Origin of the sequence: Endozoicomonas sp. SESOKO1 (assembly GCF_024606265.1) — a bacterium.
GTDB lineage: Bacteria > Pseudomonadota > Gammaproteobacteria > Pseudomonadales > Endozoicomonadaceae > Endozoicomonas.
In genome coordinates this window covers 1-23,935 of record NZ_JAHHPP010000389.1, presented here as the reverse complement: position 1 = coordinate 23,935, position 23,935 = coordinate 1, and the positions used below count along the sequence as shown (strand labels likewise).

17 protein-coding genes are annotated in these 23,935 nt (G+C 48.0%); 7 read left to right on the top strand and 10 right to left on the bottom strand.

The genetic code is table 11. The annotated features are described in order from the left end of the window. The first annotated feature begins 17 nt into the window (after nucleotides 1-17). From dut to slmA, 3 genes are all read left to right on the top strand, one after another. Nucleotides 18-473 carry a dUTP diphosphatase gene (gene dut, locus KDK13_RS17665; RefSeq protein ID WP_257286313.1) on the top strand — a complete coding sequence of 152 codons (456 nt, stop codon included), beginning with the start codon at nucleotides 18-20 and terminating at the stop codon, nucleotides 471-473. 98 nt (nucleotides 474-571) lie between these two features. Beyond that, nucleotides 572-1,474: an acetylglutamate kinase gene (gene argB, locus KDK13_RS17660; RefSeq protein ID WP_257286312.1), complete on the top strand. Its 903-nt coding sequence runs from the start codon at nucleotides 572-574 to the stop codon at nucleotides 1,472-1,474. Between the two features lie 8 nt (nucleotides 1,475-1,482). Further along, nucleotides 1,483-2,073: a nucleoid occlusion factor SlmA gene (slmA, locus tag KDK13_RS17655; RefSeq protein ID WP_257286311.1), complete on the top strand. Its 591-nt coding sequence runs from the start codon at nucleotides 1,483-1,485 to the stop codon at nucleotides 2,071-2,073. Between the two features lie 263 nt (nucleotides 2,074-2,336). On the opposite strand, the gene KDK13_RS17650 is transcribed toward slmA, so the two are convergent. The 7 genes from KDK13_RS17650 to rpmB form a co-directional block, all read right to left on the bottom strand. After that, on the bottom strand, nucleotides 2,337-3,338 hold the full coding sequence (locus KDK13_RS17650) for an XdhC family protein (RefSeq protein ID WP_257286310.1): 1,002 nt from the start codon (nucleotides 3,336-3,338) through the stop codon (nucleotides 2,337-2,339). Between the two features lie 95 nt (nucleotides 3,339-3,433). Beyond that, nucleotides 3,434-5,695, bottom strand: a complete 2,262-nt coding sequence (locus tag KDK13_RS17645; protein WP_257286309.1) for a xanthine dehydrogenase family protein molybdopterin-binding subunit — start codon at nucleotides 5,693-5,695, stop codon at nucleotides 3,434-3,436. Then, the gene (locus KDK13_RS17640; protein WP_257286308.1) at nucleotides 5,692-6,231 is read right to left on the bottom strand and encodes a (2Fe-2S)-binding protein; all 540 of its coding nucleotides are present in this window, start codon (nucleotides 6,229-6,231) and stop codon (nucleotides 5,692-5,694) included. Before KDK13_RS17640 ends, KDK13_RS17645 begins: the two co-directional genes overlap by 4 nt. Nucleotides 6,232-6,430: 199 nt before the next feature. Then, complete coding sequence (gene pyrE, locus KDK13_RS17635) at nucleotides 6,431-7,108, bottom strand: orotate phosphoribosyltransferase (protein WP_257286307.1); 678 nt, start codon at nucleotides 7,106-7,108, stop codon at nucleotides 6,431-6,433. Nucleotides 7,109-7,196: 88 nt separating this feature from the next. After that, the gene (gene yegQ / locus KDK13_RS17630; protein ID WP_257286306.1) at nucleotides 7,197-8,531 is read right to left on the bottom strand and encodes a tRNA 5-hydroxyuridine modification protein YegQ; all 1,335 of its coding nucleotides are present in this window, start codon (nucleotides 8,529-8,531) and stop codon (nucleotides 7,197-7,199) included. Between the two features lie 207 nt (nucleotides 8,532-8,738). Then, nucleotides 8,739-8,906 (bottom strand): 50S ribosomal protein L33, encoded by a 168-nt coding sequence (rpmG, locus tag KDK13_RS17625; RefSeq protein WP_252177637.1) that lies wholly within the window; start codon nucleotides 8,904-8,906, stop codon nucleotides 8,739-8,741. Nucleotides 8,907-8,939: 33 nt separating this feature from the next. Continuing rightward, nucleotides 8,940-9,176: a 50S ribosomal protein L28 gene (rpmB, locus tag KDK13_RS17620; protein WP_101745336.1), complete on the bottom strand. Its 237-nt coding sequence runs from the start codon at nucleotides 9,174-9,176 to the stop codon at nucleotides 8,940-8,942. Between the two features lie 560 nt (nucleotides 9,177-9,736). Here rpmB and KDK13_RS17615 point away from each other — a divergent pair. Next, complete coding sequence (locus tag KDK13_RS17615; RefSeq protein ID WP_257286305.1) at nucleotides 9,737-14,590, top strand: NAD-glutamate dehydrogenase; 4,854 nt, start codon at nucleotides 9,737-9,739, stop codon at nucleotides 14,588-14,590. A 111-nt stretch (nucleotides 14,591-14,701) separates the two neighbouring features. Here KDK13_RS17615 and KDK13_RS17610 read toward each other — a convergent pair whose 3' ends face one another. Further along, the gene (locus tag KDK13_RS17610) at nucleotides 14,702-16,906 is read right to left on the bottom strand and encodes an autotransporter outer membrane beta-barrel domain-containing protein (protein WP_257286304.1); all 2,205 of its coding nucleotides are present in this window, start codon (nucleotides 16,904-16,906) and stop codon (nucleotides 14,702-14,704) included. Nucleotides 16,907-17,129: 223 nt separating this feature from the next. Between KDK13_RS17610 and KDK13_RS17605 the strand changes: the two genes are divergently transcribed. Then, a complete protein-coding gene (locus tag KDK13_RS17605; RefSeq protein ID WP_257286303.1) occupies nucleotides 17,130-17,336 on the top strand; it encodes a hypothetical protein in 207 nt (68 codons plus the stop codon). Between the two features lie 731 nt (nucleotides 17,337-18,067). Here the strand turns inward: KDK13_RS17605 and polA are convergent. After that, nucleotides 18,068-20,815 (bottom strand): DNA polymerase I, encoded by a 2,748-nt coding sequence (gene polA, locus KDK13_RS17600; RefSeq protein WP_257286302.1) that lies wholly within the window; start codon nucleotides 20,813-20,815, stop codon nucleotides 18,068-18,070. Nucleotides 20,816-20,908: 93 nt separating this feature from the next. Between polA and KDK13_RS17595 the strand changes: the two genes are divergently transcribed. Together KDK13_RS17595 and KDK13_RS17590 are read left to right on the top strand one after the other, a co-directional pair. Then, on the top strand, nucleotides 20,909-21,322 hold the full coding sequence (locus KDK13_RS17595; RefSeq protein WP_257286301.1) for a DUF2782 domain-containing protein: 414 nt from the start codon (nucleotides 20,909-20,911) through the stop codon (nucleotides 21,320-21,322). Between the two features lie 45 nt (nucleotides 21,323-21,367). Beyond that, nucleotides 21,368-22,366: a homoserine kinase gene (locus tag KDK13_RS17590; protein ID WP_257286300.1), complete on the top strand. Its 999-nt coding sequence runs from the start codon at nucleotides 21,368-21,370 to the stop codon at nucleotides 22,364-22,366. A 723-nt stretch (nucleotides 22,367-23,089) separates the two neighbouring features. Here the strand turns inward: KDK13_RS17590 and KDK13_RS17585 are convergent. Next, entirely contained in the window at nucleotides 23,090-23,866 is a 777-nt protein-coding gene (locus KDK13_RS17585) for a J domain-containing protein (protein WP_257286298.1), read from the bottom strand. Nucleotides 23,867-23,935 lie beyond the last annotated feature (69 nt).

The following is a 23,935-nucleotide window of genomic DNA, read 5'->3' as shown; positions in this document are numbered from 1 at the left end:
ACAGGGAATTAAACGACATGAGAACACTGAAAACCCGTATTCTGGACCCGCGGCTGGGCACAGAGTTTCCATTGCCGGAATACGCCACAGAAGGTTCTGCGGGTATTGATCTGCGAGCCTGCCTTGATCAACCGATGACCCTGGAGCCGGGTCAAACCCAGTTGCTGCCTACCGGTATGGCGATACATATCGAAGACCCGTCCCTGGCAGCGATGATCCTTCCCCGCTCCGGCCTGGGTCATAAGCATGGCATTGTTCTGGGTAATCTTGTTGGACTGATTGATTCTGACTACCAGGGACAGCTGATGGTCTCCTGCTGGAACCGGGGAAATACCACGTTTACGGTTCAGCCAGGCGAGCGGATTGCCCAGTTAATCCTGGTTCCCGTGGTTCAGGCCCGACTGGAGATTGTGGCAAGTTTTGACGAGAGTGACCGTGGTGCCGGAGGCTTTGGGCACTCCGGAACCCACTGATAACTGCTTTTTTATCAAAGGCATGGCTGGTTGTGCCATGCCTCCATCCATAAACAATAGCACCATGCTCAATCAGTAAGAAAACTGCAGGAGACGTAATGGATAAGCCTGCTTTATCCTCTCAGGAAATCGCTACGGTCCTGACCGAGGCACTGCCCTATTTGCAACGCTATGCCGGTAAGACCGTCGTCGTTAAATACGGTGGCAATGCCATGGAAAACGACGAACTGAAAAACAGCTTTGCCCAGGGCGTGGTCTTGCTGAAGGCGGTGGGTATTAATCCTGTGGTGGTCCATGGGGGTGGCCCCCAGATTGGTGACATGCTCAAACGGCTGAACATCGAAAGCCGGTTTGTACAGGGAATGAGAGTCACCGATTCAAATACCATGGATGTCGTTCAGATGGTACTGGGCGGACTGGTGAATAAGGAAATAGTCACACTGATCAATAACAATGGCGGGCGGGCTATCGGTATTACCGGTAAGGATGGTCGGTTTATCCGTGCCAAACGGTTGAAGGTGACCGGGATGACACCGGAAATGACGGCGAGGGAGATTATTGATATTGGTCAGGTGGGCGAAGTGGAATCCATCGATACCGACATCATCACCATGTTGCAAGACTCAGACTTTATTCCGGTGGTTGCACCTATTGGGGTGGATGGTGCCGGTGCCTCCTATAATATCAATGCCGATCTTGTCGCCGGACGATTAGCTGAGGAGCTGGTGGCGGAAAAGCTGTTGCTGCTGACCAACACGGCTGGCCTGCTGGATAAAAACGGCAACCTGCTAACCGGGTTGAACTCAGGGCAGGTCGAAGCATTAATTGCCGACGGAACTATTTATGGCGGCATGCTTCCCAAGATACAATGCGCGCTTAATGCCGTGAAGTGCGGTGTAAAAACAGCGCACATCATTGACGGCCGGGTGCCCCATGCCGTTCTGCTTGAACTGTTGACTGACCGGGGAGTGGGCACCCTGATAACCGGAGTTAGTGTTTAGTACTCATAATGGATATGTCTCAGAAAATTTCCCGCAAACAGCAGATTCTGGAAGCCCTGGCTCATATGCTGGAGACGGCCCCGGGTACCCGGATTACCACATCGGCCCTGGCCAAAGAGGTGGGTGTTTCAGAAGCAGCCCTGTACCGCCATTACCCCAGCAAGGCAAAAATGTTTGAAGGGCTGATCGAGTTTATTGAGGAGGCGCTGTTTTCCCGAATCTCGCTGATTCTTTCAGAAGAGCCTCATGTGGCAGCACGGTGTGAAAAGATCTTGCGGTTGCTGATTGGCTTCTGTGAGAAAAACCCCGGGTTGACCCGTATCCTGACCGGCGATGCATTGGCTGGCGAGACTGAGCGGCTTCGCCAGCGTGTGGTTCAGCTGTTTGACCGTATGGAGACACAACTCAAGCAGACATTGCGTGAAGCGGAAATCAAGGAGGGTGTGAGAACCCGCATGACCGTGAGCGTAACGGCAAATCTGATGCTGGCTTCTGCCGAGGGTCGGATTGCCCAGTATGTTCGTAGTGAATTCAAGCGCAAGCCCAGTGAAAACTGGGCTGATCAGTGGCTAATCCTTTCTGAAGCGGCTTTTCGGTAACGGCTGATTTTTCTGTCTGACAACGCTCAGGCACTGGTGCAACCAGGCTCTGTTATACATACACAGACAACTCCCAGGCTTCCGGGAAGAGAGGCTGTCGCAAACCCGTAAAGGGGGCTCTCAGCGTTGGCTCCTGAGACACTCAGAGGGCATAAAAGCCGACACCCGAACCAACCGCCATGCACCATGATCTCTGGGTTTCATGGTGCATGGCGGTTGGGGCACGAGGAGTGTGGCTGTATGGGTATTAGCGCTTTTCTGCACTAGCTGATGTCACTGGCAGCGGCCTGACTGATTTGATCTTCTTTCTTTTCCAGTGCCTTGCCGGGCAGTATGCCATTTTTAATGGCAGTGATTTCAGCAAGAATAGACAGCGCAATTTCAGCTGGGGATTTACTGCCGATATTTAATCCAACCGGGCCGTGGAGTCGGTTAACTTCAGCTTCACTGAAATCAAAATGTTCCCTGAGGCGGGCGCGACGTTGCTGGTTATTGAGTTTTGAGCCGAGGGCACCAACATAGAAGGCATTGCTTTTTAATGCGGTGAGTAATGCCATGTCATCTACTTTCGGGTCATGGGCCACGGCGACAATGGCTGTACGAACATCCACGTTTAAATCGTCAATGATATCGTCAGGAAAACCTGCTAATAGCGGTAAGCCTTTTAAGGGCCAGTTGCTCCGGTAATCCGGCCTGGGATCGCTAACCAACACTTCTAACCCAAGGCCTTGGGCAAATTTCGCCAGATACTGGCCAGTTTCACCGGCACCAATCACCACTAATCGCCAGGTCGGGCCAAATACGTTTTGCCAGTGGGTTGGTGACAGCCCGGGTGTTTGCTGCTGCCAGGGAAGATAACTGATTTGACCCGTTTCAAGGTTTACTTTTCTTAAACAGGTTTTTCTGATTTTAATGTGATCAATCAGAAAGTTAACGTCTTCAATGTCATTGAGCGGTTCCGCCATCAGTTCTAAGGCACCCCCGCAAGGTAAGGCAAAGCGGTGACGCTCTTCGTCAGTTTCCCCGTAGATGATTCTTTGTACTGATCTGACCGGGTGTTGGGCTAGCTGTTCAATCAAATCTTCTTCAACACATCCACCGCTGACACTGCCAAAAAAGCGCCCGGAAGAGCTCACCGCAAAAAGGGAACCTGCAGGGCGGGGGGAGGTACCCCAGGTTTTAGCCACACTGACGAGCGTAATCTTCTCGCCTTGTTCAAGGCAGGTTAAGCAACCGGTTAATACTTCTAATTGTGAACCTTGCATAGTGCTTTAATTGAACCTTTGCTCATAAGCCGGGCTTCGTCCCACAGACAGCCTTTGAGCACCAGCCTACGGCGTTAAAGGACGAAGCTCTCAAATTAACTCAGTTTAAGAGGCAGGCTTCTTAAACGCCTGCCCGTTGCGGCAAAGATGGCATTGCCCACGGCACCAGCAATGGGCGGTAAACCGGGTTCACCGACACCCGTTGGCGCTTCATCACTCTCTACAATGACCACCTCAATGTCTGGTGATTCATGCATTCGCAGCATCGGGTAATCATGGAAGTTACTTTGCACCACTGCACCGTCTTTAACGGTGATCTCACCGTAAAGGGCAGCGGTTAAGCCAAACAGAATGCCACTTTCCATTTGCTGGATAACGATTTCAGGGTTAACCGCCAAACCGCAATCCACCACACAGGTCACCTTGTGAACGTTGATTTGACCGTTGTTCACCGATACTTCTGCGATTTCAGTCACGTAAGACAAGAATGAACTATGAACGGCTACGCCGTGATAGTGACCTTTTGGTAAAGGTTTTCCCCATCCCGCCTTTTCGGCTGCCAGTTTTAGCGTGTTCGCCAGCCGTGGATTATGTTTTAAGTGTTTCAGGCGATAGGCGACAGGATCCTGTTGTTGCAAAATGGCCACTTCATCCATCATGCTTTCTTTAAAGAAGCCACTGAATGAGTGACCAACACTGCGCCAGAAACCTACCGGTAGTCCCGGATCAACCGTTACGTGGTCAGCGGATTTATGGTTGGCATCGTAATCTTCGAATAAGCCTTCTACGGAAGTAGGATCTACCGTCCAGCCGTCAAACAGGCTGAAACCCGCTTTACTGATCCAGTCAACCATGCCATCAGGCAGGAACCCCGGCATCATGGCATCGGCTACTTCATCCATGGTATAGGGCAGGATGTTTGGACCGGAACGCTTAACGTTCCAGCTGTCAATATTACCGTTTTTATCCAGGCCAATCTGAAATTCAGCCATGGTCGCAGGACGATAATAATCGTGTTTTGTATCGTCTTCCCGGCTCCAGATCAATTGCACCGCCAGACCTGATGCTTTGGCTATGGAAACGGCTTCTGCAACATAGTCGTTTGCTATACGACGTCCGAATCCGCCCCCCAGGAACGTACTGTGAACGGTGACGTCCTCTTTTGCTACATCACCATAAAAAGCCGCTAACTTGGCGGCAACACCCGGGTTTTGGCAGCCTGTCCAGATTTCTAATTGGTCACCGGTGAATTTTGCCGTGCAATTCATCGGTTCCATGGTGGCGTGGGCCAGGTAGGGGGCCCAATATTCTGCGGATACAACCGTGTCGGACGTTGTTAATGCCTCGCGACCGTTACCTTCCTGGTATGCATTATCTGCTTCATCGCTATCCAACGCGTCCTTGAATAGTTGTTTACCGTTACCTGCTTCCGTGGAGTCACTGGAAAAGTCAGAGAGGGTTTCCGGTAATTCCCATTGTACGTCCAGCACAGGCAAGGCCGCTTTTGCCTGATAGTAATGATCCGCCACCACGGCCACACCGTTAAAGATACTGACAACGGCTTTGACTCCGGGCATGCTTTTCGCTTTGCTATCATCAAAGCTTTTCACGGTGCCACCCAATACGGGGCAGCGTTTTAATGCGGCCCGGTGCAGGCCTGCAAACTCGACATCCAAGCCAAATTCTGCGGAGCCTGTGCTTTTTGCTACGCTATCCAAACGTTTAGAGTGTTTGCCAATGTATTTGAAGTCAGATTTTTTCTTGATCGGTGTTTCTTCAGGAAGACTCAAATGAGCAGCCACTTCACTGAATGCACCGTAAGGCCACTTTTTACCATTGGCGACAATCATGCCGTCATCCGTTTGGATTTGGTCCAGTGGCAGTTGCAGTTCTTGTGCGGCCGCCTGTCGAATAACCATACGAACATTGGCAGCCATTTGGCGCAACGGAATGAAATGCGTACGAATGCTGTTACTGCCACCGGTCAGCTGCAGCCCATATTCCGGGTTTGCATATTCGTCGTGAGCGCCAACGTTTTTAACCTTGATTTTACCCGGATGCACGTCGAGTTCTTCCGCCAGTACGGTGGTCAGGCCTGTGTACACGCCCTGACCCATCTCAGAACGGGGAAGGTAAAAATAAATATCGTTATTGGCGGTAATTTGCAGCAATGCATTGGGTTGCAAATCACTGTCCATGGTATTGGGGAGTTGAACACTGGCACAACCCGTCAGTGGAATTCCAACCACTAAACCGCCACCGACAATACCCAGGTTTTTGAGAAAGTTACGGCGTGAGCTGTTTTCCAGTGTTTGTTTGTTTTTCGTTAGCAGCTCTTTTTGTTCAGTGACACTCATGATTGCACCCCCTGTGTCTCCGGTGATGCATTTGCCGTTGGGTCAAATACCTGAACGACCTGTAAACGACCTTTGCCTTTTCTTAAATCTGCCGCTGCCCTTTTGATGGCTTTTTTCACATTAGGATAAGTGCCGCAGCGGCATAAGTTGCCGCTCATGGCGATGTCGATATCGTTGTCACTGGGGTTGTTGTTCTGGCTCAGTAATGCGGTAGCACTGATGATTTGGCCACTTTGGCAATAGCCACATTGTGGAACGTCGGTTTCAACCCAGGCGTTCTGCAAAGTGGACATCATTTGTGGGTTACCAATGCCTTCAATGGTGGTGATATTTCGATTGGCCACGGCTTGAACGGGCATGATGCAGGTTCGGGAGCTCACACCATCGATCAACATGCTACAGGCACCGCACAGGCCCATACCGCAACCGAATTTTGTACCCTTCAGGGTTAAATGTTCACGGACCACCCAGAGCAAGGGGGTATCTCCCGGTGCGTCTACGTTTACGGTTTGTCCATTTAACTTAAAGCTGATCACGTGCGCCTCCCCCGGCAGAGTCTGTTTTTTTGTTTGGCTCAAAAAAATTTCACTGAACTACTTTTTGAGCCATTTCTAATCATGTTTTTATATTTGTGTAGACCCTGTGCCGCAGCCAGACTGGCTACGGTCGCAGACAGCATTCCTGTCAAGATTCCTGTCAAGATTCTTGTCAAGAGCAGGAATGCCTGTTTAAGTTTTATACTCCGTAGGTATCTCTGTAGGCCTTGATTTCCGGTGCGTATTGACGAATATCTGGATGATTCTCACTATATTCCAGTAAGTCGGTCAGGGAAACAATGCTCAAAACCGGAATATCGAAATCACGTTCCACTTCCTGGATGGCAGAAAGCTCTTTTAGCGTTGAAGACTCTCCTGGTGCTGAAGGCTCTCCCTGTCCTTTTTCCTGACGGTCCATGGCGACCACAACGGCTGCGGGCGTAGCGTCCGTTTGCTCGATAATGGTCATGACTTCGCGAATCGCTGTGCCTGCCGTGATAACATCGTCAATAATCGCTACTCGTCCTGCCAGGGGCGCACCGACAATATAGCCTCCTTCACCATGATCTTTGGCCTCCTTGCGATTGAAACACCACGGTACATTTCGGTTATGCTTTTCGAACAGTGCGACAGCGGTGGCCGTGGCCAGGGGGATGCCTTTGTAGGCGGGTCCAAACAGTATGTCAAATTCAAGCCCGGCATTAACAATTGCTGATGCATAAAACTGGCCGAGTTTGCTGATGGCTTCACCACTATGGAATAACCCGGCATTAAAGAAGTAGGGGGATTTTCTTCCGGACTTCAAGGTGAACTCACCAAAGCGGAGCACTTGTTGCTCAATGGCAAAATCCAGGAATTCTTTCTGGTACTGATGCATCGGGAGGGTCCTGTTCGCTGTATGCCCGTCGTAGCGGGCTTAAAAACTGATTTTATACCAATCTGCTGCCGGGTAGTCTATTCCCGGACTAAGCCTCCTGAGGCAAATGACGAACCAGCAGTAAGTGGCTATTTGGCAAAACACCTTCAGGTTTTGGAATTTTTACAAAGTGGCCAGACCCCGGTGCAACATCAATACGTTCACCACGCCGGTTTTCCAAATGCTCCAGATTGAAAACATGGTTGCCTGCAGGGGTCATCAGCTCCATGGTATCACCCAGCTCAAAGCGGTTTTTCACATCCACCGTCAGCTGCTGATCGTCAAACTCAACAATTTCACCAACAAACTGCTGCTTGCTTTCCCGGGAGTTACCGGTTTCATAATTCTGATACTCATCGTGCACATGGCGACGGTAAAAGCCTTCGGTATAACCTCTGTTGGCCAGATTCTCCAGAGCGTCCATCATGCCCATATCAAAAGGATTACCCGCTGCGGCATCATCAATGGCTTGACGGTATACCTGGGCGGTTCTGGCGACATAATAAAAAGACTTGGTCCGCCCTTCGATCTTGAGGGAGTGAATGCCCATCTCCGTCAAGCGACGAACATGCTGGACAGCCCTGAGATCTTTGGAGTTCATGATATAAGTGCCATGCTCATCTTCAAACGCAGGCATATACTGGTCCGGACGCCCTTTTTCCTGCAGCAGGAAAATCGAGTCAGATGTTTCGCCAGTCCCCAGGGTTGGAGTCACCGTATCAGGATTGCCACTGACTGGAATCACATCACCGCTTTCAGTCTCTTTTGCCTCATGGGCCTGATATTGCCAGCGACAGGCATTGGTGCAGGTTCCCTGATTCGGGTCTCTTTTGTTGATGTAACCGGAGAGCAGGCAGCGGCCCGAGTATGCGATACAGAGGGAGCCATGAACAAACACCTCAATCTCCGTATCAGGGCACTCTTCCCGAATCTCCTGAATCTCCTCCAGGGATAACTCACGGGACAGAATAATCCGCTCAACCCCCTGCCTGGCCCAGAATTTTACCGTGGCAAAGTTCACCGCGTTGGCCTGAACCGAGAGGTGGACTGGCATATCCGGCCAGGTTTCACGCACCATCATAATCAAACCCGGATCGGACATGATCAGGGCATCAGGCCTCATGGCAATAACCGGCTCCATATCCCGGAGATAGGTTTTCACCTTACTGTTATGAGGCGCAATGTTGCTGGCCAGATACAGTTTTTTGCCCAGGGCGTGAGCTTCATCAATGCCTTTTTGCAGGTTGTCCAGTTTAAAGTCGTTATTGCGGACTCTCAGGCTATAGCGGGGCTGGCCAGCATAAACAGCGTCTGCACCATAGGCAAAGGCAAAGTGCATATTCTTCAGTGTTCCCGCTGGCGAAAGGAGTTCCGGTTTCATCATGACCTACAGCTGATGTTCTTGAATGGCGCGCATTATAACAGTGCAACCGGAATGCGACAGTAGTGAGAGCACTCAGATCCTAAGTGAAAATGAGGAGGTGGTTCGTTTAGAACCCGGACAGCAGTTTAAATAGAGAGAAGTGCAACAGAAGGGAGTGGCAGTCCGCATCAGTTTGCCCGATACGGACCAGAGCAAAGCAAACAAGACTTACTTGATCTTGTATTCCTTGTACTCAACGTGCTGGCGAACAACCGGGTCATACTTCTTGAACACCAGCTTGTCAGGCGTATTACGCTTGTTCTTGGTGGTGGTGTAGTAGTGACCAGTGCCTGCGCTGGAAACCAGCTTGATTTTCTCACGAATACCTTTAGCCATGATTTATGCTCCTGCTAAGTTAGCTATCTCGACTTAAAAAGATTGACCGCTGGCGCGCAGATCAGCCAGAACGGCATCAATGCCTTTCTTGTCGATAATACGCATGCCTTTTGCAGAAACACGCAGGCGCACAAAGCGCTTTTCACTTTCAACCCAGAAGCGCTTGTGGTGCAGGTTAGGCACGAAGCGACGACGGGTTTTGTTCTGAGCGTGGGAAACATTGTTCCCGGTAACCGGGCGCTTGCCGGTAACCTGACAAACCTTGGACATGTGGATGGCCTCTCAAACCGTCTCTTAAACCAAAATCACCAGCCATGAGGCCGGAAAACTTAACTGAATTCCAGTGTCTGCTTCGGGCAGATCTGCCCATGGTTACAGAGTCAAGAGACCTTCAAGACTCGTCAGCAGCTACCCTCATACAAAGATCGGGCTTTATACCAGAATTGGACGCCACTTGCAAATTTCATGAGGGCTGTGGATTATGCTTAGCCCCCCGCAAAATCAGCAGTCCCAAGGCATTTGCATCATTTCTCGGCTATCTTGACGAGAAGCTTAACGAGAAAATTGCCAGCAAAGCCAGACTGACATTGATAATGCAACCAGACACCGTTTAACCGGCTCCCTGGCAAAAGAGCGACAGTCATTTTATACAGAGCTTTTAATCGGTGTCACCAAAAGTTATCCCTGCGGTCACACGATTATCAACTTACCTGGCGCATGAGCATCGACAGTCGTGGCATAACCCGGCAACTCAAGTGGGGGAACCTGCCCTGCGGACAGTTTGCCTTCCTCATCGAAACGTCAACAGGCCCTAATGACAGAGGAATACCATGAACCGTTTTACCGATTTTCGAGCCGTCATCGTTAATCAGGTTCAATCGCTTTTGGCAAAGCGCATGTCAAACAAAGAGTACGAGCAAATACAGGCGCTTGCTGATGCCTATTACCGTGGCGTTGCCAGCAAAGACCTGATCCGGATAAATACCGATGATGGCTATGGCGCATTACTCTGCCTGTGGCAATTTCTACAGAAAAGGCGGCCCGGGCAAATCAAAATCCGCGCCTACAACCCGGAACCGGAAACCCACCACTGGCACTCCACACACAGCATTATTGAAATCATCACGGATGATATGCCATTTCTGGTGTCCTCTGTGTTGATGGAACTTGATCGTCAGAAAATAAAAGTTTACAGCCTGAATCACCCTACCCTTCGGTCGGAAAGGGACAGTGCAGGTCAGCTAAACGCCATCAGCACTCGACAGGCAAAAATTAACGAAGCCGTCATTCGGGTTGAAATAGACCGGCAACCAGAGCGCCTCGATCTGGAGAAAGTAGCTTCCGGCATCCGGGGTATCGTTGAGGATGTTCATAAAGTCGTGTCTGACTGGGAGGCAATGCAAACCAGGCTGGATGATGCTATCCAATGGTGCCAGACCCATTCTGTGCCACTGCGGGACGTTGAACTGAAAGAAGCACTGGCTTTTCTGAACTGGCTGAAAAAAGAAAATTTTCTGTTCATCGGCTTTCGCTATTACGAAATCATCCAGAAGCCGAATAAATTAACCCTGCGCACCAACAGCAAAACCGGTCTGGGGACTTTCCGGGAAGGTCCCGAGCATCATCCGGTAGAGCAGGAGCTATCGCCTTATATCGCCTCACAAATCCAGGCGCCAGAGTTGCTGGTTATCACCAAGTCCATCAGCCGCTCAACGGTTCATCGACCCGCTCACCTGGACTATATCGGGATCAAGCAATTTAACGATTCCGGTGCAGTCATCGGTGAATGGCGTTTTTTCGGGCTGTTTTCGTCAACAGCCTACAACGTTCCGCTGGATGACATTCCGCTGATACGAAAAAAAGTGGCAGAGCTGCTAAAAAACAACAGCTGCCCGATAAACAGCCATCGAGGGAACGCCCTGCGCCACATCATTCATAACTATCCAAGGGACGAGCTGCTGCAGGCAAGTTTTGAACAACTTAAGACCGTCATTAACGGGATTCTTGACTGCCATGAATTACGACAATTGAGAGTATTCCTCCGTCCCGACACCTATGACCGCTTTATTACTGTGCTGGTTTATGTATCCAGAGATAACTTTAACACTGAACTTCGCTTGCAGATGCAACAGATCCTGCTCAGTGAGTTGAGTGGCAACAGTATCGACGTTAATGTCCAGCTATCGGAAAACCCAATGGCGCAATTGCAATTTACGGTGCATTGTCGTCATGCCAGCCAGCAGAATATTGATGTTGAACGGCTGGAAGCCATGATTCATGAAGCGATGCTGAGCTGGACAGATCACCTGCAGCAGGCGTTAAAAGAGGCATTGGGAGAGGCCTCTGGCAACCGGATGGCGCAGTATTATCTGCAGGCATTTCCCGCCGCCTACCGGGAGGATGCTACTCCCCGCCAGGCGGTAGCCGATATTCGACGTCTGGAGTCATTAAAAGACAGTCATCAGATAAGAACCAGTCTGTACCGTCCGGTTACCGACCATTATCGGTGGCACTTTCGTGTACTTGGTAAAGGGCCTCTCCTGGCTCTCTCGGATGTTCTTCCCATTCTTGAGAAAATGGGCGTCCGGGTACACAGTGCAAGACCTTACGCCATCAGCCCCTGTCAGCAGGAAAGTGCCTGGGTGCTTGATTTCAGTATTGAGCCCGCTGGCCATGATAACGCCTTGACGGCCAATATAAACTCACCGGACGTTGACAGCTCAACGTCAAATCACGCCAACCTTGAAGATACCCGTCTGCGGGAGCAGTTCCGGGAAGTATTCATTCGCACCTGGAAAGGAGAAATGGAGAATGACGGATTCAACGGGCTGGTGGTTTCAGCGAGTTTGAACTGGGAGCAGATTGTGCTTATCAGGGCCCTGTCCAAATACCTGATGCAACTTCAAGTACCGTTCAGCCAGAGCTATATGCAGAAAGTACTGAACAGCAACCCGGCGGTGATTCGTGAAATTGTTGACCTGTTCAGCATTCGTTTTGATCCGGATTTTCAGGGTGATCGCCATGAAATGGCCAATGCCTGCTCTGAAAGGATTTACCAGCTGCTGGATAGCGTCACAAACCTCGATGAAGATCGGATCCTGCGTCACTTTCTGAGCGTTATTGAGGCCATGTTGAGAACCAGTGCCTATCAGAAACAGGGGGAGCCAAAAGGTTATCTGTCATTCAAACTGCAACCGGACAAGATTCCAACCTCACCCCACCCAAGACCGATGTTTGAAATATTTGTCTACTCACCACGCTTTGAAGGCATTCATATGCGCTGTGGGAAGATTGCCCGGGGAGGGCTGAGATGGTCAGACCGGATGGAGGATTTTCGTACTGAGATTCTGGGGCTGGTCAAGGCCCAGATGATTAAAAATGCCATCATTGTTCCTCACGGGGCGAAAGGAGGCTTTGTCACCAAGCATCTCCCGGCAAATGGCTCAAGGGAAGAAATACAGGCGGAAGGGGTTGCCTGCTATCGGGCGTTTATTTCCGGACTTCTGGATCTTACCGATAACCTTCATGGCGGAAACATAATCCCTCCTGACAATGTCATACGCTACGATGATGATGACCCTTACCTTGTGGTTGCAGCCGATAAAGGCACTGCCCGCTTTTCCGATATTGCCAACGATGTATCAGAGTCCTATGGGTTCTGGCTGCGAGATGCTTTTGCCTCTGGTGGCAGCCTGGGCTATGACCATAAAAAAATGGGAATCACTGCCCGGGGTGCCTGGGAGTCGGTAAAAAGGATTTTTAAAGAGCGTGAAATCGATACCCAGACTCAGGATTTTACGGTCATCGGCATTGGCGACATGTCCGGTGACGTATTTGGTAATGGCATGCTGCTGTCCAACCATATTCGCCTGATTGCTGCCTTTAACCACCAGCATATCTTTATCGATCCGGACCCGGACATTTCAGCCAGCTTCAGTGAGCGACAGCGCCTGTTTAATCTACTCCGGTCATCCTGGGATGATTATGACCGCAACAAACTATCGGAAGGTGGCGGCGTATTCAGCCGCCAGCTGAAAAGCATTCATTTGAGTAAGCAGGCCAGAACTGTGCTGGCAACGGATAAAACCACCCTGTCGCCCGCTGAACTTATTCAAACGATTCTGAAAGCGCCGGCTGATCTGTTGTGGAATGGCGGCATTGGTACTTACATAAGAGCCAGCAGTGAAAGCAATACCGATGCAGGGGACCGGTCCAATGATAATGTCAGGATCAGTGCCAGCGAACTGAATACCAGCGCGGTTGGGGAGGGCGGAAATCTGGGCCTGACTCAGCTGGCCAGAATTGAATTCTCAAGGAGAGGGGGGCTGATCAATACCGACGCTGTAGACAACTCCGGTGGGGTCGACAGCTCAGACCATGAAGTAAACATAAAGATTCTGCTGAATCAGATGGTTGATGATGGTGATATAACCCTGAAGCAGCGCAATAGTTTACTGGCCAGTATGACTGATGAGGTTGCCAGACTGGTGCTCAGGCATAACTTTTTACAGAGCCAGAGGCTAAGCCTGAGCCTGCAACAAAATGTCCTGTTATTCAATGACCATCGCTTCCTGATCCGGAAGCTCGAAAAGAAAGGGCGTCTTAACCGGGCCCAGGACGGCCTGCCATCCGATACAGAACTTAAAGCCAGAGTGAAAGCCGGTGAAGGCCTGACCCGACCGGAAATAGCCATTCTTTTGTCCCACACCAAGCTGGAGCTGTTTGAATCCCTTGTCTCAGCCAATGTTGGTGATGATCCGGTACTGGCAGCAAAACTGCCGGACTATTTTCCATCACAGCTTCGTAACCAGTTCCCAGATCAGATCAGAAATCATCCGTTAAAAACGGAAATACTGGCTACCCATCTCAGTAACGAGGTTGGCAACAGAATGGGAGCAACCTTTATTGAGTATATTCATCAGGAAACCAGACATTCGGAGCTGAATTGTGTCCGGGCATTTATGGCAATAAAAGAGATCTTTTCCATCCCATCCATCTGGGATCAGTTTGAAGGTTTGGGGTTTGATGTAAAAGATGACATTCAGCGAGTAGAACTGTTCCGGGTACAGCAGCATATCGAAAAAGCCTGTATCTGGCTGCTGAAGAATCATGGTGGCTCTATGGACATTGAGTCTCTCATCAGTAACTACAAACCAGGCGTCAGTGCCGTCAGTGGGCAACTGGCCGAGCTGTTGGGAGAGGAAGATTGTGCATGGCTGGGCGGCCGGGTGACCTGGCTGCAGGAAGCACAGCTGCCGCAAGCACTCGCAGAAACCTGCGCGGGCCTTCGATACCTTTATTACGTTCTGTTTATGGTCAGTGTGGCTAATGAATATCAATTTATCGTTACTGATGTGGCTTCTATCTTTTTTGCCCTTGAAGACTATCTTTGCCTGCCCTGGTTAAGAGAACGTATTCGTCAATTGCCGGTCAACGACCTCTGGCAACGCAAAGCACAATCATCCCTGAAAGATCAGTTGGATCGAACCCTCAATGATAACTGTATTCATGTGCTGACCCATTCGCAGGGAAAGCCGGAAGAGCGCCTTAAACGATGGCTGGAAAAAAATGCCGGGCTAATTGATCGCTGGAAAGCGACGATCCGGGAAATACAGTCTGCCAGGGAGCAAAACCTTGCCATGCTGTCAGTGGCAATACAGGAGCTCTCTCTCATTGCCTCATAGGCGCTTTGAAAATAGATGCAACAGAACCTATTCATGCAGCCTCACGGCTCGGATCGGCGAAAGTACCAGGGAGCTCGCCCTGGCAACTGGATCATATTTCTCTTTTGTCCTTTAGAAAACAAGTTTCACAACAACGTTGGCAGAATAACCGTCGCGCACCCCATTATAGCCCGATACATTGGCATCAAATGCCCATGGGCTGTTGGGTTTCTGAAATTGAACACCGGCCTGCGCGGTAGTGGTAAAGCCATTAGGGTCAATGGTTTCCAACTCCATGCCATTGGCAACAGCATTCAGGTCACTGTTGAAGGTACTCTCCAGCATCAGGCCACCATAGGGACTAAAACCATTACCCATGTCATGGGTCAGGTAGCCACCTATACGAACGGTATGGGCCTCGGCATCATCAAAGCGGGTTTCGTCGCCCTTGAGGACAGTTTCCCCGCCATCGATGGAGGAATAGATATATCGCCCTTTAACCGTTGCTGTGAGGGTGCGGTTAACGGGAAACTCCTTACCGGCTCCGATGTAGGCGCCAAGGTAATCGGAGGAGTAGTCATAATCGATAGCCCCGGTACCGCCGAAATCAGACTGGTAAGAGGTATCCATTTCACCCATACGAACAAGGCCTTCAACAAAGAGTCCATTCTCAAAGGAATAACGAGAGATGATACCACCGCCGGAGTAGTCGTTCTCGCCCTGGCTTTTCACGGCATTCTGGAAAGAGTCGTAATCCTGCTGACCGGTTTCGCCGAAAAGGGCAAGATGCAGGTTGCCGTTACCGATTTCTTTTGAGAACCCGAGGCCAAGCATGAAATTCTGCCCATCGATATCAAGATCCTGACGGTTCTCGTCGTAGGAGGTAGAGCGATGACCGGAGGCGATGAATGGAGTGATCTCCCCGAGAGAAGCCTGGTTGATGAAAGCGTTCATACCCTGTGTGGCAGCAAAGAAGGTAGCCTCCATGTTTCCCATGAAAGCGGCATCAGCGCCAGCGGTGACGGCGTGAGCTTTATCAAGCTCACCAATATTGATGCGATCAGTTATATTAACACTGACTTTATTAGAGACAGAATAAGTAATATCAAGCTTGTCTGATTGTGTAATACCAACTTCTACTTCTATTTCATCTTCTTTGCCATCCAGATGCTCCCCGCCGATTGAGTTGCTAATTAAATCAAAAGAGTCACCTTTGCCCAAGGTAGAACCAGCCGCGATGGATTCTATGGAGAATGTGGAATTAGATACGTCAACAGGATTATTTTCACCTACTGTTAGAAATGTATCTCCATTTTTAAGATCATTGCTTAAGTAGAATTCATAATGATTAAAACCGGTGATTTTTTGCCCTGCACCCATTGACAGTTTTTGATGGAGCTGGAGAGTGTTGCCTGTGGATTGGCTGCTGTCGCCCGTAGAAGAATTATAACCACCATAAATACTTCCGCGCACAGTAGATGTATTTTTGATGATGACGGTATTATCAGTAGCATCTCCCCCTGCTGCAAATCCTCCTGCAATATCACCATTGACAGTACTGCCATCAACAATAACTATGTTGCCAGTAGCATTTCCCTCTGCTGCAAACCCTCCTACAATTTTGCCATTTACAGTACTGCCATCAACAGTAACTATGTTGTCTTTTGCAAAACCCTTTGTTAGCGACTGACCACCATAAATATTTCCGATCACAGTAGATCCATTCTGAATAGTAACCGCGCTATTGGACACGCTATTACGTTCAGACTTAGAACCCAAAACATGAGATTCAATCTTGGTGTTATCAACTAAGACCGTATTGTTTTTTGCCAGGCCATCTAGAGACACTCCACCTATAACATCTTTGTTAATTATGGAGCCATAAATCTCTACGAGATTATCTGTTGAGTTATTTGTTCCGAAGGCATTACCACCGACTACGGATGTTTGAAGCGTGGAAAGAAAGATACTGTTTTTTACAACCACCTTATTATTGATTACATCCAAAGTATCTGAAGACGCGCCTGTTATTGCCTTTGTAACCTTAAATTCAGGGGTGGTATCAACTCCTACATAAACGCTATAACCACTTGCGTCGCCATTACCTATGCCATCTCTATCACTATCATTACCAACAAATAGAGACGGATGCCCTATACTATTTTCGTAAGTAATCTCTTTTGACAGTTCGTTCACATAATAGACTCTGACACTACGGTCTTCATCAGAGGCATACCCGGGAACAGAAAACAACCCCGTCGTAAAAAGTGGAGCCAATACAAAAGCGGCCAGTGCCGTACGTTTTTTTGATGGATTTAATGATTTTTTTGCTAGCATAGTCAATTCGCATCCTTCTGGAAGCTTCAGGGATGGAGCTTCTTGGCATGCGGACTGTAAACTGTATTGTTTTTTGTTAAATACGTACCACTCCCCCAACATTTGTATCATCCGCATAATGGCTCTGTTGCATTAACGCCTGTACGAAATAATACTTATTGTTTAGAGTCAATACTTTACATCACCAAATTTCTTAATATGGGGCCTCAGTTTTTAGGTAACCATGAGTAAGGCCGATGGTCGTAAAGTTTCACATGGTGAGAGAGAAGCCATCCGCATTGAGGCTATCCAGAAATGGTTGGTTGGCGCAAAGGTTCAGAGCCTCCCTGAAGAGTATGGTACAGATAAGGTAACGTCAGAGACTGGTTACTTTGATAGAGGTTTCATCCATACGGCAGGAAATAGAGAGGTAATCAGCTCAGCATGTTAAGGGTTATTCTTTACGGGTATTGATGCGACGGAACCCTCTATTGCGAGTAAAAATGCCTATATATTTAAATTAACTGAATGGCCAGTAAAAATACCGCCTCAAAAAAAACGGTCATCAGGGGAGGATGACCGTTTCATAATGTCTCTATTTTTTCAGCAACATCTACATAGTACACAGCTAAGGGTATGCTGGTGATCCTGATGACTCAGTAGCCTGGTTTCCTATGGAAGGAATCAACTACCCTACCCCTCTTTAACGGCCACTAAAGCCTATTCTTTAACCCTATTACATAAAAATTCAGCAAAAAAAAGACAGTATCCGGGGGAAGAATACTGACTATATAGCTTTGGCTACAGGAGAGCAGCCTCGAACTTAAGTTTCTGTCAACACAAAATACACCGTGAGTGGTAAAAAATCAGTACTGAAATACAGTCTTTCTCACCCTCACACGGTGAGACAAGCAAAATTCCAAAAAGTTCACTAAAAAGTGAAAAATTTGAACATAAAGTATGTTGGATAAAGAAAAGCCAGCATCCTGATAAAGGACACTGGCTTTAAACGATAAATGTGGGGAAACATATACCGTTTCAACATAGCTAACACTTAACACACACAAGGAACAACTCAGAAGAGTCTCACTATATGAGACAAGCAATATGGTAATAAAGTTCCGCTGCTTACAAAAAACTTACAAACCCGGAGGCTGAGCTTCCTTAATGCATATAAAGTGGTCAGTGGGCTTCATCCCAGTTATCCCCAATACCCGCTTCGACCAACAGGGGAACACTGAGCTGGGCAGCATTGGCCATCTGTACTTTTATCCCTTCAACGACAGCCTCAACACACTCATCGGCAACTTCAAGCACCAGCTCATCGTGAACCTGCATAATGACACGGGCATTAAGCCCCGACGCTTTCAGCCACTGATCAACCCTGATCATCGCCTTCTTGATAATATCGGCGGCCGTACCTTGCATAGGCGCATTGATCGCTGTCCGCTCAGCCCCCTGTCGGCGCATACCATTTCTGGCATTGATTTCCGGCAGATACAGACGACGACCAAATATTGTCTCCACATAGCCTTTTTCCCGAGCAAAGTTTTTGGTCGTTTCCATGTACTTTAAAACGCCCGGGTATCGTGCAAAGTACAGGTCGATATATTCCTGGGCCGATTTCCTCGATACTCCCAGCTGTTTTGCGAGTCCGAACGAAGACATGCCGTAGATCAGGCCAAAGTTAATGGCTTTGGCACTTCGTCGCTGGTCGCCCGTTACCTCATCAAGTGGCACACCAAATACTTCAGCAGCCGTTGCCTTATGGATATCAAGCCCATGGGCAAAAGCATCCAGCAAGCCTTTATCGCCAGAAAGGTGCGCCATGATTCTCAGCTCAATCTGGGAGTAATCGGCAGCCACCAGCTGGTAACCTTCCGGAGCAATAAATGCCTGTCGTACCCGACGGCCTTCCGGTGTTCTAACGGGGATGTTCTGCAGGTTTGGATCCGAGGAGGACAGTCGTCCGGTAGCCGTTACTGCCTGATGATAAGAAGTATGGATACGACCTGTTGCCGCATTAATCATCTGCGGAAGTTTTTCGGTATAAGTAGACTTGAGCTTGCTTAAGCCCCGATGCTCAAGAATCAGCCTGGGAAGTTCATAATCCAGGGCCAGCTCCTGCAATACCTCTTCGGCAGTTGATGGCTGCCCCTTTGGCGTTTTCTTGATAACCGGCAGTTGCAGCTTATCAAACAGAAGTTCCTGCAACTGTTTTGGCGATGATAAGTTAAATGTCTGCCCTGCCGCATCGTGGGCCGCTTGCTCCAACTCTTTGAGACGTTGGCCAATCTCCAGGCTCTGCTGTTTGAGCAACAGACCATCAACCAGGGCTCCATGACGCTCAATACGGGAAAGAATATCTACCAGTGGCATTTCTATTTCCCGGAAAACCTCCGTCAATGAAGACTCAGACTGTAACTGCTCCCAGATAGCCTGATGAAGCCGTAAAGTGATATCCGCATCTTCTGCCGCGTAGGGACCTGCTTTCTCAAGCTCAATCTGGTTAAACGTCAGTTGTTTAGCACCTTTGCCAGCGATATCTTCATACTTGATGGTTTTATGATTCAGGTAATGCTCTGCAAGGGCATCCATATTGTGACGTGTGGCGATGGAGTTCAAACAGTAGGACTCAAGCATGGTATCAAAAGCGGCCCCTTGTATTTGAATGCCATAGCGAGCCAGTACGCTTTCGTCGTACTTAAAGTTCTGACCGACTTTCTGCTTCGTCGGGTCTTCCAGCAAAGGCTTAAGCGTTTCCAGTACCCAGTCTCTCTCCAGCTGGACAGGTGCCCCCAGATAATCATGGGCAACGGGCACATAAGCCGCCTTGCCGGTCTCACTGGCAAACGAAACACCCACCAGTTCAGCCACCATATAATCCAGGCTGGTGGTTTCTGTATCGAACGCAAACAGTTCTGCGGCTTCAAGCTGTTTTATCCAGGCAAGGAATTCCTCTTTATCCGTAACCACTGAGTACTCACCGGTAGCGCCTGATGCTTTTTCACCGGATTCATTGCTACCAGTAACAGAGCCCTCTTTCTCTAATTCCGCAATCAAGGTCCTGAATTCGTACTCTGTAAACAGCGTTAACAGTTGCTCTTTATCAATGGGTTGCATTTCCAGGTTATCAATAGACACCGGCAACTCAACATCGGTTTTGATGGTGGCCAGTTCTCGGGATAAAAGTACAATCTCCTTATGTTCGGCAAATTTTTCAGCAAAGTTCTTGCTCCCCCGGAACCCAAGTGCAGCCACTTCATCCAGCCGCCGGGCAATCTCATCGATGCTGCCGATGCCATTGAGCAAAGCCAGAGCGGTTTTCTGGCCAACACCCGGCATACCCGGGATGTTATCACTGCTGTCACCCATCAATGCCAGATAGTCAATAATCAAGCTGGCAGGAATACCAAACTTACTCTCAACACCCTGTTGATCGGTATACGCATCATTCATGGTATCAATCAGCGACACATGCTTGGTAACCAGCTGGGCGATATCTTTATCTCCCGTCGAAATGATGGTGTTGATCTTTTTCTCGGTTGCTTCTCTGGCCAGCGTACCAATCACATCATCCGCCTCAACGCCTTCAACCATTAACAGAGGCAGGCCAAGTGCCCGGACAATTTGATGTATGGGGTCTATTTGCGAACGCAGGTCATCCGGCATGGGCTTTCGCGTTGCTTTGTACTCGCTGTACATTTCATGGCGGAAGTTTTTTCCACGGGCATCAAAAATGACCGCTACATGGCTATCCTGATACTGGCGCATCAGGCTGCGCAGCATATTCGTCATGACCCGGATAGCACCCGTTGGGCGACCATCAGCCGTTCGCAGATTGGCTCGCTCAGAAGCATGAAAAGCACGATAAAGGTAAGATGAGCCATCGACGAGTATGAGTGGCGGCGTACTGGCTTGTTCTGACATGGATTACGGACTCACTTACGATTATTGGTAACTGGGTATAGAATGCTTCCTGGCAGTTTAATGGTTTCCACCGCAATTATCATGAGGCTCCTGATGAAACCTTCCATAAAAAGAGCGCAGTTGGGTCTGGTTTTCTTACCCTTGTTTCTTTTTGGCTGTGCTGCTCACAGTCCGGAAGGTTCAACGCCGGAGCAGACAACCGCCAGTACGGATTCATCCCATAGCCACAGAGCGATTGTGTTTACTGATGAAGCCATTAAAAAAATTCCCAGGCACCTGCGCCCGGAAGCGCTGGAGGACCGGGATGACACATCGGTAGTGATTCGTGCCGGTGACTCCAGGACCTATAAAGAGTACCGGGTTGGTGGCCAGCTTTATGCGATTCAGGTCATTCCCAAGGTGGGTAAACCTTACTACCTTATTGCCTCCGATAATGAAGGCAACCCCATTGATCCAACAAAACGTATCCTGTTAGTGCCTTCATGGACCATTTTTGAGTGGCACTGAGCAAATACAGAACCATAGATCTAACCATTCCAGAACAGGGACTTCATGTCTGTTTATACCCATTTGACACAGCAGGATATTGAGCAGCTTCTGACTCGTTATGACCTGGGTGTCTTGACGTCCTTCAAAGGCATTGAAAGTGGCGTTGAGAACACCAACTACTTTCTGGATGTTGATGATAACGGCGATCTGCGACGTTATGTATTAACGCTCTTTGAGTACCTGCCAGCGGACACATTGCCATTTTTCATCAATTATACGGATGAGCTTAAAGCTTTCGGCTTGCCTGTGCCCAACCCTATTCGAGATAAGAATGGCGTTGCTCTTCAGTCGGTAAAAGGAAAACCTGCACTGATCGTGCAGTGCTTTGCCGGGGAGCATCCTGATCCCGGAAACCTCTCTCTGGACCAATGCCAGCAAATTGGTACGATGCTAGCGAAAATCCACAGGGCAGGACAGGGGTCTTCTCTTTATCAGGATAATCAGCGCGGTCTTTCTTGGCTGGATGAACAGCAAAAAAGACTGATCCCATTACTCGATCAGGATGATGCCAACTTCATGGCTGAGCAATGGGAGATCCTGTCCAATGCACTGGAAGTGTTTGATGAATTACCCAAAGGGCTAATCCACGGAGACCTGTTTCACAATAATGTATTGTTTGATCAGGGCAGAATCTCCGCCGTGATCGACTTCTACCAGGCCTGTAATGACTGGCTGATCTATGACCTGGCCGTTACAGTAAACGACTGGTGTATTACCGATAGTCTTGAACTGGATGATCAGCGTACCAAAGTATTGATGGATGCCTATGCACAGGTTCGTCCTTTTACAGAGGATGAGAAAAAAGCCTGGCCATTAATATTGCAACTGGCAGCCTTCAGGTTCTGGATATCCCGGCTGGTTACGTTTATTTATCCGGAATCAACGATGGATCAACAACACCAGGGCAGCCTGATTCGACAATTTCTTGATCCAAATGAATTTAAGGAAATGCTTCGATTAAGAAATAAACACACAGATAATCTGTTAAATATACTGGACTGAATTAAAATAACACCACCTGGAAAAAGGGTGGTGCCATTTTTGTTTAAAAATGTAGGTGCTGTTAACTAAAATCACCTATTACTTTTTTAGCATTTGTGAATATTGCCGACATCAAATTAATTGTGTCCATTTAAGTAAACGGAGCAAATGCTTGAAATCAATTAATAATGAAGTTGTATTGAGCCAATTCATAGGAAGTACCTCCCGATGGGAAAGGTATCGGCTAGCTCAGAAAACATTAAGATATCCGGTATATCGAGCTATGGAGAGGTATGTATTAATTAGTTTTCTGCTAAGTTTAACCTTGCTGTGGATATCAAACGACACATTCATATCATTATTAGCATTTAACTCATACATTGTGGGCACACTGGGCGTAGTACATCACGCAAAACTGGCAGCTTACAAGCCATGGATTCTAATAGGAGCTGCATTTGAAGCATTTATACTTTGGGCATTATACGAATGGATTGTTAGATCATACTTTATACTGTCATACTTTTGGATTTTCTGTGTTTTCATTTTTGTGGCACGTTACTGGCAAAGAGGAGAAAGGGATGTGAACTTGAGTGCTTTTCAGACTGCTCGTACTCACAAAATAATCTAATGATTTTAAAATGAAGAGCTTAAATTATTGTACTGCTAGCTAACACCTACTATGGATTTCTCCGCGGTGCATCGGGTGAAAGGATGAAGCCTGAAGCCTAAGTTTTAGTTGTTGGCTCATTTAACAGCTAATGGTAATACAGCAACAATGAAAAAAAGGATACCCAGAGAAATAATAAATGCATTTAGCCCTTTATCCATTCCGTTGGGTGAACTTTGTGCTTCTTGATATTTATTATCGGCTTTGTTATTTCTGTTTTTGAATGGGAACTTTTTCTTTATTTTATTTAAGACCACATGTTCATCCAAACTCTCACCAAAAACTTTAACAGCCTTATTCAGCTCTCTTGCTGCTATTCTGTTATCGTTTAGTATGTATTTAAGAGCAGTATTTTGTATAACCTTTTTTGTACCAAAGTACTTTTCTAGGAACTGATGTTCGAGTTTTGCAGCTATAATATTTGGATTTCCAAACTCTTTTGAATCAATTATTAACAGTTTAAAGGCATACCCCAATGGCAAAGATATTTTACATAGATGATTATGTAATTCTAGTAATTTTGGGTAATACTCTGTTGCAAAATTCCATTCATTTTCTATCTCTTCATCTGCATTATATTCATCTTTAAAGGTATTTGTTTCATAATCACTACTTTTCCCCCAGCTGTTATCATATTCTTCTCTCTTCTTTGGGTGTGAAAGTGTTTCATATGCAACATTGATTTTCTTCATTAACTCTGTTGCATGCATTTTATCACCAGAATATTTATCTGGATGATATTTTTTACATAATGCTCTATATGCTGCTTTTATTACTGCATCTTCGACATCTGGTGTAAGGCCTAGCACTTTATAATGATCTTGCATTTTTAATCCCATGAGTATTGCTAGCATTGAAAGAATACTATTTTTAATTTTAGCTATTCTTTTTTTCGTGACAGCTAATGCTGATCTATATCTTTA